Here is a 13,785-nt window from a genome sequence, read left to right as displayed (position 1 = left end):
GTCGGCGGTCTCCGGCAGGATGGGACGAATGCGGCAGGTGGACGACGACGAGAGACGCCGAAGACTCGCCCGCCGCCACGCGCTGGCCCCCGCACACCGGGCCGCCGACCCCGAGGCGGCGACCCGGGCGATGACCGTCCTGCACGCCACCGAGGCGCCGTCGGTCTACCTCTCGGTCTGGGCCCGCGTCGACGGGGTGACGGTCGCGGACGTCGACCGGGCGCTGTACGACGACCGCACGCTGGTCAAGCAGCTCGCGATGCGCCGCACGCTCTTCGTCTTCCCGCGCGACCTGCTGCCGGCGGCCTGGGGGAGTGCGTCGGCCCGGGTCGCCGCCGCCCATCGCGCGCGGCTGGCCAAGGACGTCGAGGCGGCCGGGCTGGCCACGGACGGCGCCGCCTGGGTCGAGCCCGCCGAGGCCGCGACGCTCGCGCACCTCGCCGGCGGTGTCGAGCGCTCCGCCCAGCAGCTGCGCGAGGAGATCCCCGAGCTCGCCGGCCGGCTCGATCTCTCACCCGGCAAGTCGTACGGCGTCAACGTGCCGATCGCGCCGCGGGTCCTGACCCAGCTCGGCGTCGAGGCGAGGATCGTGCGCGGCCGCAACGGCGGTCACTGGCGCACCGCGCGGCCGCAGTGGACCGCCATGCAGACGTGGTTGGGGGAGGTGCCCGAGCCGGCCGGGGAGCGCGAGGGGTACGCCGAGCTGGTCCGCCGCTGGCTGGTCACCTTCGGCCCCGGCACCGAGGCCGACATCGTCTGGTGGCTGGGCGCGACCAAGGGCGCCGTGCGCGCCGCCCTGGCCGACGTCGCCGCCGTCGAGGTGGCGCTCGACGGCGGAGCGACCGGCTGGCTCCTCGCCGACGACTGCGAGCCCGTGCCCACCGTCGAGCCGTGGGCGGCGCTGCTCCCGGTGCTCGACCCGACGGTGATGGGATGGAAGCTGCGCGACTTCTACCTCGGCCCGCACGCACCGGCGCTCTTCGACACCAACGGCAACGCCGGCACGACGGCCTGGTGGGACGGCCGGATCGTCGGCTGCTGGGTGCAGGACCCCGACGGCGTCGTCGCGCTCAACGTGCTGGAGGACGTCGGCTCCGAGGCGCGCGCCGCGCTGGCGGGCGAGGCCGCGCGCCTCACCGACTGGCTGGCCGGTCACCGCGTGAGCACCGTCTACCCGTCGATTGCGATGAAGAGCGCCCTCGCCCCGTAGCCTTGACCGGTGCGTGAGCAGCCCGAGCAACAAGCCCCACCCGTCCAGCGGCTCCGGATCCGCTACGCCAAGCGCGGGAGGCTCCGGTTCACCAGCCACCGCGACTTCAGCCGGGCCTTCGAGCGCGCGATCTTCCGCGCCCGCCTGCCCATGGCGTACTCCTCCGGCTTCAACCCGCACCCGCGCATCTCGTACGCCGGCGCGTCCCCGACCGGGGCCGCGAGCGAGGCCGAGTACCTCGAGATCGGCCTGGCCCAGGTCGTCGACCCCGCCGTCATCCGGGCGCAGCTCGAGGAGTCCCTGCCCGACGGGCTCGACGTGCTCGAGGTCGTCGAGTCGGCGGGCGGCTCCCTGTCCGACCTGCTCACCGGCAGCCACTGGCTCGTGGACCTGGCGACCGACCCCGACGCGGGCGTCGCGGCGGTCGCGGCCTTCTTGGCCGCCGAGACCGTCACCGTCGAGCGGATGACCAAGAAGGGCCTGCGCGAGTTCGACTGCCGGGCCGCGGTGATCTCGATGTCGGCGGCGGCGTACGGCGCGGGCACCCGGTTCGACCTCGTGCTGCGACACGCCGTGCCGGCCGTGCGACCCGACGACGTGCTCAGCGGGCTCGGCGCCCTCACGGGCCTCGTCTCCACGGGTTCGCCGCTGCTGACCCGCCTCGCGCAGGGACCTCTCGACGAGGCCACCGGGGAGATCGGCGACCCGCTCGTCGTGCGAGGTTGACGGCTCCCGCGGGGTCATGTGCGATACTCGGCGTGGTTGCACCGGACAGTTCGGTGTGATCCGACGACGTTCTCGGCCGGTCCCCCTGTGGCCCGGCACACCTTGAGGCTCGATCGTCGCCAGACCGCGACGCGGCCGGCGGGTCGGTGACAGCGACCAACCGAGTGGTCCTACCGGACCCGGACCAGCGACCGCGGCAGGCGCCGGACGGTGCTCCCGGGTGACGCACCTGCGGAGGGTGTCGCCGCCACCCGAAGGCTTTGCGTTGGTCACCCTGAGTGCTCGGGTGAGCAACGTCGGACCGCCCGGCGCGAGGCGCCAGGCGCTAGGAGTGACCAGATGGCCGACGACCTCCAGCCCGGAGCAGACGACACCACCGCCGCGGGGGCCGACCCCGCGGCCGACAAGCCGGCCAAGAAGGCGAGCGCCGTGAAGGCGGCCGCCAAGAAGGCGCCGGCCAAGAAGGCCGCCGCCAAGAAGGCGCCGGCCGCGAAGAAGACGGCGGCCAAGAAGACCGCTGCGGCGAAGACGGCCGAGGCCGAGCCCGGCGAGGCCCAGCTCGACCTGGGCGTCGAGGCGGCGCCGGCCAAGAAGGCCGCCAAGCGCGCACCCGCCAAGAGGGCCGCCAAGAAGGCCGCCCCGGCCCCGGCCGCGGACGAGGTGACCCCCGAGACCCCGGCCGAGGCTCCGGTCGAGACCCCCGCCGAGGCCTCCCCGACGGCGCTGCTCTTCCAGGCTCCCGAGCCGACCAAGAAGACCGCGGCCCGTCGCCCGCGCAAGACCGCCGCCGAGCGCGCCGCCGAGGCCGCCGCTGCCGAGGCGCCCGCCGACGTCGAGGCCCCCGCCGCGCCGTCCGAGGAGGACGCCGCCGAGCAGGCCCCGCGCACCCCGAGGAAGCGGTCCGCGTCGCGCTCGGGCGGTCGCCAGGGCGCCAAGGCCGCCCCTCCGGTGGACGAGGACGAGGACGAGACCAGCGACGTCGACGACGAGACCGACGAGTCCGCCGACGGCGACGAGTCGGGCGACGGCTCCGGCCCCGCCCGCCGCCGGCGCCGCCGCGGCGGTCGCCGTCGCCGCAAGCCCGGCGACGCTACGGGCGACGGTGACTCGGAGGACTCCGACGACTCCAGCGACTCCAGCGGCTCCAGCGACGAGTCCGCCGAGGGCTCCAGCGACCGGTCCGCTCCCGGTGGCGAGGACGGTGGCGACAGCCCGTCGTCGCGCCGTCGACGTCGTCGCCGCCGGACCGGCGAGGACGGCGGTGGAGAGGGCGGTGACGACCCGGAGAACACCGTCACCCGGGTCCGCCGCCAGCGCTCCGCCGAGGACGAGATCACCTCGATCCAGGGCTCCACGCGTCTCGAGGCCAAGAAGCAGCGTCGCCGCGAGGGCCGCGAGGCCGGTCGCCGCCGCGCCCCGATCGTCAGCGAGGCCGAGTTCCTGGCCCGTCGCGAGGCCGTCGACCGGGTCATGGTCGTGCGGCAGCGCGACGAGCTGACCCAGATCGGCGTCCTCGAGGACAAGGTCCTGGTCGAGCACTACGTCGCCCGCGCCTCGCAGACGTCGCTCATCGGCAACGTCTACGTCGGTCGCGTGCAGAACGTGCTGCCCTCCATGGAGGCCGCGTTCATCGACATCGGCAAGGGCCGCAACGCGGTCCTGTACGCCGGCGAGGTCAACTGGTCGGCGCTCGGCCACAAGGACGGCCAGCCCCGCAAGATCGAGTCGGTCCTGTCCTCCGGACAGTCCATCCTGGTGCAGGTCTCGAAGGACCCGGTCGGCCACAAGGGCGCCCGCCTGACCAGCCAGATCAGCCTGGCCGGCCGCTTCCTGGTCTACGTGCCCGACGGCACCACGAGCGGCATCTCGCGCAAGCTGCCCGACACCGAGCGCAATCGTCTCAAGACGCTGCTCAAGGAGATCGTCCCGGACACCGCCGGCGTCATCGTGCGGACCGCGGCGGAGGGTGCCAGCGAGGACGAGCTCACCCGCGACGTCGAGCGGCTCAAGGCGCGCTGGGAGGACATCGAGGCGCACGTCAAGGGCCAGGCCCCGCAGCTGCTGTACGGCGAGCCCGACCTGACCCTCAAGGTCGTCCGCGACCTCTTCACCGAGGACTTCTCCAAGCTCGTCATCCAGGGCGACGACGCCTGGGACACCGTGCAGGGCTACGTCCAGCACGTCGCTCCGGACCTCGAGAGCCGCCTCGAGCGCTACGAGCCCGGCGCCAACGGCCGGGGCGGCAAGGCCGACGTCTTCGCGGAGTACCGCATCGAGGAGCAGATCGCCAAGGGTCTGGACCGCAAGGTCTGGCTGCCCTCGGGCGGCTCGCTCGTCATCGACCGCACCGAGGCGATGACGGTCGTCGACGTCAACACCGGCAAGTTCACCGGCTCCGGGGGCAACCTCGAGGAGACCGTCACCAAGAACAACCTCGAGGCGGCCGAGGAGATCGTGCGCCAGCTCCGGCTGCGCGACATCGGCGGCATCATCGTCGTCGACTTCATCGACATGGTCCTGGAGTCCAACCGCGACCTGGTGCTCCGGCGCCTCGTCGAGTGCCTGGGCCGCGACCGCACCCGCCACCAGGTCGCCGAGGTCACGTCGCTCGGCCTGGTGCAGATGACGCGCAAGCGGATCGGCACCGGCCTGGTCGAGGCCTTCAGCGAGAACTGCTCGCACTGCCAGGGCCGCGGACTGGTGATCCAGGACACCCCGGTCGAGCCCCGGCAGTCGGACGATGAGCCCCGTCGTGGCGGCGGTGGCAGTGGCGGCGGCAGTGGCAGTGGTGGTGGCCGTCGTGGCCGCGGCCGTGGCCGCGGGCAGGACGACAACGCCTCCGGCGGCGGCAACGGTGGCGGCGACACCGGTGGTGGCGTCAAGCCGCCGTCGCCCAAGGACGTCGCCGCGATGGCCCGGCCCGAGGCCGAATCGGCCGAGGCCCTCGTGGACGAGACCGCTCCGGTGGTCGAGCCCGTCGAGACCGCCTCGGTGGTCGAGCCCGTCGAGACCGCCCCGGTGGTCGAGCCCGTCGACACCGCCCCGGTGGTCGAGCCCGCCTCGGTGGTCGAGCCCGTCGAGACCCCCGCAGCCGAGCCGGCCGCGCCGAAGGTGACGACCCGCAGTCGTCGTCGCAGCGCACCGCGCGCGGCCGCCGAGCCGGCTCCGGTCGTGGTCGCCGAGCCCGTCGCGGAGCCTGTGGTCGAGGCGCCCGTGGTCGAGGAGCCCGCCGTCGAGGCGCCCCCCGCCCCGCCGGAGCCCCCGAAGGTCATCACCCGCACCCGTGGCCGGGCGGCCTCCCGGCCCGCCGGCCCGCCGGTCGAGGTGGCGCCCCAGGAGCCGGTCGACGCGACCGGTGACGACTCCAGCAACGACGACGAGCACGCCGACGGCGACCAGCCGCACGTCGAGCACGTCCCGATCAAGAAGAAGGGCTCACGCAAGCGCTGAGCCACCGGGTCCGGGCGACGGGCCGCAGTTTTGCCGTACGTCGCCCGGATCCGTACTATTGAACCTCGGTGCGCATTTCGTGCGCACTGTCTCTGTGCGGCGCCGAGCGTTGCGCCCCAGACCCAGACGTTCCTGAACAGCCCGAAGAACGATGAAGGAGACCGCGGTGTACGCGATCGTGCGCGCAGGCGCCAAGCAGCAGAAGGTTGCCGTCGGCGACGTCATCGAGATCGACAAGGTCGCCACGGCGGCCGGCGACTCGGTGAACCTCCCCGTGGTCCTCGTCGTCGACGGTGAGACCGTCACCTCGGACGCGAAGGCGCTCGACAAGGCGTCGGTGACCGTCGAGATCCTCGGCGCCACCAAGGGCCCGAAGATCATCATCCAGAAGTACAAGAACAAGACCGGCTACAAGAAGCGCCAGGGTCACCGCCAGAAGTACACCCAGGTCAAGGTCACCGACATCTCCCTCTGAGCTCCGGGCTCGAGGTCTCCAGGCACTCACTGAAGGACACGACATGGCACACAAGAAGGGCGCGGCGTCCACCAAGAACGGCCGCGACTCAAACTCCCAGCGCCTCGGCGTCAAGCGGTACGGCGGTCAGCTGGTCAACGCGGGCGAGATCATCGTGCGCCAGCGTGGCACCCACTTCCACCCGGGCGCCGGTGTCGGCCGCGGCGGCGACGACACCCTGTTCGCGCTCGTCGGCGGTGCCGTCGAGTTCGGCACGCGTCGCGGTCGCCGCGTCGTCAACATCGTCCCGGGCGAGTGACCTGACGCTCACCCACATTCGCTTCACCTTCGAAGGGCGTCCCTGAACTCCGGGGCCGCCCTTCTTTGTTTTCCGAGTCGGTTGTCCAGCGACCTCCTCACCCACCGAAAGTTGAGAACCATGGCTGTCCCCACCTTCGTCGACCGGGTGTCGCTGCATATCAGCGCCGGCCGCGGCGGGCACGGCGTGGCCTCGGTCCACCGTGAGAAGTTCAAGCCGCTCGGCGGCCCCGACGGAGGCAACGGCGGCCCCGGCGGCTCCGTGATCCTCCGTGTCGACCAGGACGTCACCACCCTGATCGACTACCACCACAGCCCCAAGCGCAGCGCCGAGTCCGGTGGCCACGGAGCCGGTGACCACAAGAACGGCGGCCACGGCGCCGACCTGGTGCTCCCCGTCCCCGACGGCACCCTGGTGACCGACCCGCAGGGCAACGTCCTGGCCGACCTCGTCGGCCCGGGCACCGAGCTCGTGGTCGCCCAGGGCGGCCGCGGCGGGCTCGGCAACGCCGCCCTCGCCTCCTCCAAGCGCAAGGCCCCCGGGTTCGCGCTGCTGGGCGAGCCCGGCGACGAGCTCGAGATCGTCCTGGAGCTCAAGGTCGTCGCCGACATCGGTCTGGTCGGCTTCCCGAGCGCCGGCAAGTCCAGCGTCATCGCCGCGATCTCGCGGGCCCGGCCCAAGATCGCCGACTACCCGTTCACCACCCTGGTGCCCAACCTGGGTGTGGTGACCGCGGGCGACACGACCTTCACGGTCGCCGACGTCCCCGGCCTGATCGAGGGCGCGAGCGACGGCCGCGGCCTGGGTCACGACTTCCTGCGCCACATCGAGCGCTGCGCCGCGCTGGTGCACGTCATCGACGCCGCGAGCATCGAGCCGGGCCGCAACCCGGTGGACGACCTCGACATCATCGAGAACGAGCTCAGCCGGTACGGCGGGCTCGAGGACCGGCCCCGCCTGGTGGCGCTGAACAAGATCGACGTCCCCGACGGCCGCGACATCGCCGGCTTCGTGGTCGACGAGCTGCGCGAGCGCGGCCTCGACGTCTTCGAGGTCTCGGCCGCGTCGGGGGAGGGCATGCGCGAGCTGATCTTCGCGATGGCCTCCATCGTCGAGTCGGCGCGGGCGGCCAAGCCGTCCGTCGAGGCGACCCGCATCGTGCTGCGCCCGCCGTCGGCCGACGGCAAGGAGGAGTTTGCGATCACCTCGACGCCGGACGGCTGGCGGGTGCGGGGCGAGAAGCCCGAGCGCTGGATCCGGCAGACCGACTTCAGCAACGACGAGGCCGTCGGCTTCCTCGCCGACCGGCTCAACCGGCTCGGCGTCGAGACCCAGCTGCTCAAGCTGGGTGCCGAGGAGGGCGACGCCGTGCTCATCGGCCACCCCGACAACGCCGTCGTCTTCGACTTCAAGCCCGGCATCGACGCGGGCGTCGAGATCCTCAGCCGCCGTGGCGAGGACCAGCGCTTCGACGACGACCGTCCCGCCGCGCACCGCCGCCGGGCGATCCACGAGGCCCTGCCCGAGCGGGCCGAGGGCGAGACCCGCGCCGACGTCGCCCGTCGCCTGGACAAGCCCGAGACGTACGGCCCCAAGTCGTACGAGATCGGCAGCGCCGAGGACCCCGACTGGGCCGAGAACGACCCCGGGAAGTGACCGCCCGCGCCGAGGTGACCGGGGCGAAGCGGATCGTCGTCAAGGTCGGGTCCTCCTCCTTGACGTCCGCCGCCGGCGGCATCGACCCGGCGCGGATGCGTGACCTCGTCGACGTGCTGGCCAAGCTCCGCACCGGCGGTGCGGAGGTGGTGCTGGTGTCCTCGGGCGCGATCGCTGCCGGGCTCGCGCCGCTGGGGCTGAAGAAGCGGCCGAAGGCGCTCCCCGCGCAGCAGGCGGCCGCCTCGGTCGGCCAGGGCCTGCTGGTGCACCGCTACACCGAGGAGCTCGCCCGGCACGGCGTGATCGCGGGCCAGGTGCTGCTGACGGTGGACGACGTCACCCGGCGCTCCCACTACCGCAACGCCTACCAGACCTTCGCCAAGCTCCTCGAGTACGGCGTGCTGCCGATCGTCAACGAGAACGACACCGTCGCGACCAGCGAGATCCGGTTCGGCGACAACGACCGGCTGGCCGCCCTCGTCGCCCACCTGGTGCACGCCGACCTGCTGGTGCTGCTCAGCGACGTCGACGGGCTGTACGACGCCGACCCGAGCGATCCGGCCAGCTCGATGCTCACCGACGTGCGGTCGGTCGACGACCTCGGCGACGTACGCATCGGCCGGACCGGGGCCGCCGGCCTGGGCACCGGCGGCATGCAGACCAAGGTCGACGCGGCCCGGATCGCGACCGGTGCCGGCATCCCGGTCGTGCTGACCTCCGCCGACAACGCCGGCGCGGCCCTGGCCGGCGACCCGGTCGGCACCCTGTTCCACACCACCGGCCGCCGGCGGCCCACGCGACTGCTGTGGCTGGCGCACGCGACCGAGCCCAAGGGCAGCCTCGTGCTCGACCCCGGCGCCGTGCGCGCCGTGGTCGAGCGTCGCGCGTCGCTGCTCGCGGCGGGGATCACCGCGGTCGAGGGCACGTTCCACGCCGGGGAGCCGGTCGACATCGTGGACCCCGACGGCACCCCGGTCGCCCGTGGCCTGGTGAACTTCGACGCCGAGGAGCTGCCCCAGCTGCTCGGCCGCACCTCCAGCGACCTGAAGCGCGAGCTCGGCGCGGGCTACGAGCGCGAGGTCGTGCACCGCGACGACCTCGTGCTGCTCTGAGGCAGCACCCGGACCGGTAGGTTGCGGCTCGTGCGTGCGCGGGTGGTGGTCTTCTGGTCGGTCGTCGCCGTCTGCCTCGTCCCGGCCCTTCTGCTGACCTTCACCCGGCTGGTCGAGCCCCGCGGTGGCTTCTGGATCAAGGTGGAGGCCTTCACCCCCCTCGGGCTCGCGCTGTACGCCGTCGCGCTGGTGCTGGTGGCGGCGCGGATCCTGCTGCGGCGCCGGTGGCGGACCGCGGCGCTGCCGGTCGCCCTGCTCGCCGTGGCCGGGCTGGTCCTGCACGCCTGGTGGTTCGCCCCGCAGCTGACCGGCGCCAGCCCGCCGCCCGAGGACGGCGCCGCCGAGATCGTGGTGATGAGCGCCAACCTGCTCGTCGGCAGCGCGGACGGGATCGAGGTCGTCCGCGAGGCGTCCGAGGCCCACGTCGACCTGCTCGTGGTCCAGGAGGTGACCCTCGCGGTCCTCGCGGACATGGACCGGGCCGGGCTCGGCGACCTGCTGCCCTACCGCGCCGGCGCTCCGGGCGTCGGCGCCTCGGGGACGATGGCCTTCTCGCGGGTCCAGCTCTCTGACGCGACGTCGCTGCCGACGTACTTCGGCGGGTGGACCTTCTCGATGGGCGACCTGAGGGTGGCCGCCGTCCATCCGCGCCCGCCCACGGACGCCGACGGGTGGTACGACGACCAGGCGGTCGTGGCCCGCACGGTGGCCGAGCTCGAGCCCGACCTCGTGGTCGGCGACTTCAACGCGACCGTCGACCACGCCCCGATGCGCGCGCTGGCGGACGCCGGCTACCGCGACGCGGGGGAGCTGGCCAACCAGGGATGGCAGCCGACCTGGCCGACGCGGGGGGTCTTCGACGTCGCGGGCATGCCGCTCGCGCAGATCGACCACGTCCTGGTCGGCGACCGGCTGGCGGCGCTCGACCAGGGCACCGTCGCCGTGCCCGGCAGCGACCACCGTGGGGTGGTGGCGACCGTCGCGATGAAGTGACCTTCAGCGCGACACGGGGGCCGCTCGCCACGTCCGGCGCGGGGCGTCGTCCGTCCGGGACCTTGAGTTCGCCGAGGTCGCGAGCAACGGTGGAGGCATGACCACCGACACGAGCATCTCCGTCCAGCGCACCATCGACGCCTCCTCGCAGGCCCTGTTCGACGTCCTGTCGAACCCGGAGCGCCACGCCGAGCTCGACGGATCCGGCTTCGTCCTCAGCGACGAGAGGTCCGACCGCATCACCGGCACCGGGCAGGTCTTCCGGATGAACATGTCCGGGCCCCACATGGGGGGTGACTACCAGACGGACAACACGGTCACCGGCTACGACAAGAACCACCTGCTCGCCTGGCAGACCGCTCCGGCCGGCACCGAGCCGCCCGGATGGGAGTGGGTCTGGGAGCTGACGCCCGAGGGGTCCGAGGCCACGGCGGTCACGCTGACCTACGACTGGGGCAAGGTCACCGACCGGGCGCTGCTCGCCCAGATCGGCTTCCCGCTGGTCCCGGTGTCGGCACTGGAGGACTCGCTGGGCAACCTCGCCTCGGCGGTCTCGGGTTGACAGCCGTACGCTGGTCGTTGCCATGAGCGCCCGGACCGTCTACCTCGACCACGCTGCGACCACTCCGATGGTCCCGGCGGCGGTCGACGCGATGGTCGCGCACCTGCTCGAGGTCGGCAACCCGAGCTCCCTGCACGCGTCGGGGCGCCACGCCCGGCGCGTCGTCGAGGAGGCTCGGGAGACGATCGCCCAGGCCCTGGACTGCCGACCGGGCGAGGTCGTCTTCACCTCCGGCGGCACCGAGGCCGACAACCTGGCGCTCAAGGGCGTCTACTGGTCGCGGCGCGCCGCCGACCCGCGTCGCACCCGCATCCTCGCCACGGCGGTCGAGCACCACGCCGTGCTCGACCCGCTGCACTGGCTCGAGGAGACGGAGGGCGCTGCGATCTGGCCGCTCGCCGTCGACACCCACGGCCGGCTCGACGTCGACGCGCTGCGAGCAGCGGTCGAGCGCGACCCCGGCTCGGTCGCGCTGATCTCCGTGATGTGGGCCAACAACGAGGTCGGCACGCTGCAGCCGATCGACGAGGTCGTCGCGATCGCCGCCGAGCACGGGATCCCGGTGCACACCGACGCCGTGCAGGCGGTCGGCTCGGTGCCGGTGGCGTTCGCCCGCTCCGGCGTCGACGCACTGACCCTGAGCGGGCACAAGGTCGGCGGTCCCTTCGGGGTGGGCGCGCTCGTCGTACGCCGTGAGCTGGAGGTCACCCCGCTCGTGCACGGTGGCGGTCAGGAGCGCGACATCCGCAGCGGCACCATCGACCCGCCCGCGATCGCCGGCTTCGCCGCGGCCGTCGAGCTGGCGGTCAAGCAGCAGGCCGAGCACGCCGCCCGGGTCTCGGGGCTGCGCGACGACCTGGTGCGCCGGATCATCGAGCAGGTCCCCGACGCCCACCTGCACGGGGCCTCCCTCGACGGCGGCGAGCGGCTGCCCGGCAACGCCCACCTGGGCTTCCCCGGGTGCGAGGGCGACTCGCTGCTGATGCTGCTCGACGCCCGCGGCATCGAGTGCTCGACCGGCTCCGCCTGCTCGGCCGGGGTCCCGCAGCCCTCGCACGTGCTGCTCGCGATGGGTCGCGACCACGAGGCGGCGCGACACTCGCTGCGCTTCTCGCTCGGGCACACCTCGACCCGGGCGGACGTCGACGCGGTCGTCGAGGCGATCGCCCCCGTGGTCGAACGGGCCAGGGCCGTCCACAGATGAGGGTCATCGCTGCCATGTCCGGCGGCGTCGACTCCGCCGTCGCCGCGGCGCGTGCGGTCGAGGCCGGCCACGACGTCACGGGCATCCACCTGGCGCTCTCGCGCAACCCGGCGTCGTACCGCTCCGGTGCCCGCGGCTGCTGCACGATCGAGGACGCCAACGACGCTCGCCGTGCCGCGGACGTGATCGGCATCCCGTTCTACGTCTGGGACCTCTCCGAGCGCTTCCACCAGGACGTGGTCGTCGACTTCATGGACGAGTACGCCGCCGGCCGCACGCCCAACCCCTGCCTGCGCTGCAACGAGAAGATCAAGTTCGAGGCGGTGCTCGACCGGGCGCTCGCGCTCGGCTTCGACGCGGTCGCGACCGGGCACTACGCGCAGCTGCGCACCGGCGGTGACGGGCTGATCGAGATGCACCGCGCGATCGACCACGGCAAGGACCAGTCCTACGTGCTGGGGGTGCTCGACCAGCAGCAGCTGGCGCACTCGCTCTTCCCGCTCGGCGACTCGACGAAGCCCGACGTGCGCCGCGAGGCGGCCGAGCGCGGCCTGCTGGTCGCCGACAAGCCCGACAGTCACGACATCTGCTTCGTCGCCGACGGCGACAACGCGGGGTGGCTGCGCGAGAAGCTCGGCGACCGGGCGCCCAACCACGGCGGCGAGATCCTCGACGAGGCGAGCGGCGAGGTGCTGGGCCGGCACGACGGCACGGTCGGCTTCACCATCGGCCAGCGCAAGGGCCTGCGGATCGGACGTCCCGCCCCGGACGGCAAGCCGCGCTTCGTGCTCGACATCGAGCCGGTCTCGGGCGCCGTCACGGTCGGGCCCCGTGAGCGGCTCGCGGTCGCCCGGATCCGCGGCATCCGCCCGCGCTGGTGCGGCTCCGTGCCCGACCGGCTCGAGGGTCCCGGCGTCACGGTCCAGCTGCGTGCGCACGGCGACGAGCACCGAGCCGTCGTCGCGGTGACCGACGACGGTGTCGACATCGAGCTGCTCGACCCGGCGTACGGCATCGCCCCCGGCCAGGCCGCGGTCCTCTACGACGGCAGCCGGGTGGTCGGCTCCGCGACCATCGCGGTCGCGGAGAGAGTGAGCGCATGACGATCGCCACCGGCATCGGGTCGATGCCCGGGGAGGACCAGGCGGCGTACGACGACGCGGTCCGGCTCGTCCTCGACCAGCTGCCCGACCTGCCGCACCTACCGGAGGTCCCCGGTCGCGGCGCGACCGCGACCATGACCGGGCGGGCGCTGGCCGTGATGGCCGACCTCGGCGCGGACCTGCAGCCGGCCGGCTGGCGGCTCACCGACGCGCCGGGGGTCGACCACCGACGCGCGCGCAGCCTGCTCGGCCAGGACCTCGACACCCTCGAGGACCTCACCGCCGGCGACACCGGGGCCTTCAAGATCCAGGTCGCCGGCCCGTGGACCCTCGCCGCGACGGTCGAGAAGCCCCGTGGCGACAAGGTGCTCAGCGACTTCGGTGCCCGGCGCGAGCTGGCGCAGGCGCTGGCCGAGGGGCTGCGGACCCACGTCGCCGACGTACGCCGCCGCCTGCCGGGCGTCGACCGCCTCGTCGTGCAGGTCGACGAGCCGGCGCTCGCAGCCGTGCTCGGCGCGAAGGTGCCGACCGCCTCCGGCTTCGGCCGGCACCGGATGGTGCACCCGCCCGAGGCGTCCGAGGCGCTGGCCTGGGTGCTCGACGCCGTCACCGGGTCCGGGGCGGAGCCGTGGGTGCACACGTGCGCGGCGGGGACCCCGCTGGCGCTGCTGCGCACGTCGGGCGCGCGCGGTCTGGCGGTCGACCTGGGGCTGATGACGGCCGCCGACCACGACGCGCTCGGTGAGGCGCTCGAGGCCGGGGACACGGTGGCGCTCGGCGTCGTACCCACCCTCGACCCCGCGACGGCGCCGACGGAGACCGAGCTCACCGAGCGGGTGCTGCGCTGGCTCGACATGCTCGGGCTCGACCCCACCGAGGTGGGGGAGCGGCTGGTGCTGAGCCCGACCTGCGGGCTGGCCGGAGCCTCGCCGGCGTGGGCGCGCTCGTCGCTCGCCCTGCTGAGGGCCGCCGCCGCCAACCTGTCCTGAAATCGCC

General features: G+C 73.5%; 12 protein-coding genes. All 12 read left to right on the top strand.

What is annotated here, in order from left to right; all coding sequences use genetic code 11:
• Positions 1 to 28 precede the first annotated feature (28 nt).
• The 12 genes from N542_RS0120310 to N542_RS0120255 all read left to right on the top strand — a co-directional run bounded on the left by N542_RS0120310 (position 29) and on the right by N542_RS0120255 (position 13,778).
• Positions 29 to 1,210, top strand: coding sequence for a winged helix DNA-binding domain-containing protein (locus N542_RS0120310; protein ID WP_028645493.1), 1,182 nt, complete (start codon positions 29 to 31; stop codon positions 1,208 to 1,210).
• A 9-nt stretch (positions 1,211 to 1,219) separates the two neighbouring features.
• Positions 1,220 to 1,936 carry a TIGR03936 family radical SAM-associated protein gene (locus tag N542_RS0120305; protein WP_028645492.1) on the top strand — a complete coding sequence of 239 codons (717 nt, stop codon included), beginning with the start codon at positions 1,220 to 1,222 and terminating at the stop codon, positions 1,934 to 1,936.
• 339 nt (positions 1,937 to 2,275) lie between these two features.
• The gene (locus N542_RS25870) at positions 2,276 to 5,386 is read left to right on the top strand and encodes an Rne/Rng family ribonuclease (RefSeq protein WP_051552152.1); all 3,111 of its coding nucleotides are present in this window, start codon (positions 2,276 to 2,278) and stop codon (positions 5,384 to 5,386) included.
• 166 nt (positions 5,387 to 5,552) lie between these two features.
• On the top strand, positions 5,553 to 5,861 hold the full coding sequence (rplU, locus tag N542_RS0120295) for a 50S ribosomal protein L21 (RefSeq protein WP_028645491.1): 309 nt from the start codon (positions 5,553 to 5,555) through the stop codon (positions 5,859 to 5,861).
• 43 nt (positions 5,862 to 5,904) lie between these two features.
• Entirely contained in the window at positions 5,905 to 6,159 is a 255-nt protein-coding gene (gene rpmA / locus N542_RS0120290; protein WP_028645490.1) for a 50S ribosomal protein L27, read from the top strand.
• Positions 6,160 to 6,279: 120 nt separating this feature from the next.
• Entirely contained in the window at positions 6,280 to 7,815 is a 1,536-nt protein-coding gene (obgE, locus tag N542_RS0120285; protein ID WP_028645489.1) for a GTPase ObgE, read from the top strand.
• A complete protein-coding gene (gene proB, locus N542_RS0120280; RefSeq protein WP_028645488.1) occupies positions 7,812 to 8,927 on the top strand; it encodes a glutamate 5-kinase in 1,116 nt (371 codons plus the stop codon). Before obgE ends, proB begins: the two co-directional genes overlap by 4 nt.
• 30 nt (positions 8,928 to 8,957) lie before the next feature.
• The gene (locus N542_RS25865) at positions 8,958 to 9,920 is read left to right on the top strand and encodes an endonuclease/exonuclease/phosphatase family protein (protein ID WP_155993253.1); all 963 of its coding nucleotides are present in this window, start codon (positions 8,958 to 8,960) and stop codon (positions 9,918 to 9,920) included.
• Positions 9,921 to 10,017: 97 nt separating this feature from the next.
• Positions 10,018 to 10,482: an SRPBCC family protein gene (locus N542_RS0120270; protein ID WP_028645487.1), complete on the top strand. Its 465-nt coding sequence runs from the start codon at positions 10,018 to 10,020 to the stop codon at positions 10,480 to 10,482.
• Positions 10,483 to 10,504: 22 nt separating this feature from the next.
• Entirely contained in the window at positions 10,505 to 11,686 is a 1,182-nt protein-coding gene (locus N542_RS0120265; RefSeq protein WP_028645486.1) for a cysteine desulfurase family protein, read from the top strand.
• A complete protein-coding gene (gene mnmA, locus N542_RS0120260) occupies positions 11,683 to 12,789 on the top strand; it encodes a tRNA 2-thiouridine(34) synthase MnmA (RefSeq protein ID WP_028645485.1) in 1,107 nt (368 codons plus the stop codon). Before N542_RS0120265 ends, mnmA begins: the two co-directional genes overlap by 4 nt.
• Complete coding sequence (locus N542_RS0120255) at positions 12,786 to 13,778, top strand: methionine synthase (protein ID WP_028645484.1); 993 nt, start codon at positions 12,786 to 12,788, stop codon at positions 13,776 to 13,778. Before mnmA ends, N542_RS0120255 begins: the two co-directional genes overlap by 4 nt.
• The last annotated feature ends 7 nt before the right edge of the window (positions 13,779 to 13,785 follow it).

Source organism: Nocardioides sp. URHA0020 (assembly GCF_000620705.1).
Classification (GTDB): Bacteria; Actinomycetota; Actinomycetes; order Propionibacteriales; family Nocardioidaceae; genus Nocardioides.
Note: the sequence above shows the minus strand (reverse complement) of the source record. Positions and strands in the feature narration are given on the sequence as shown.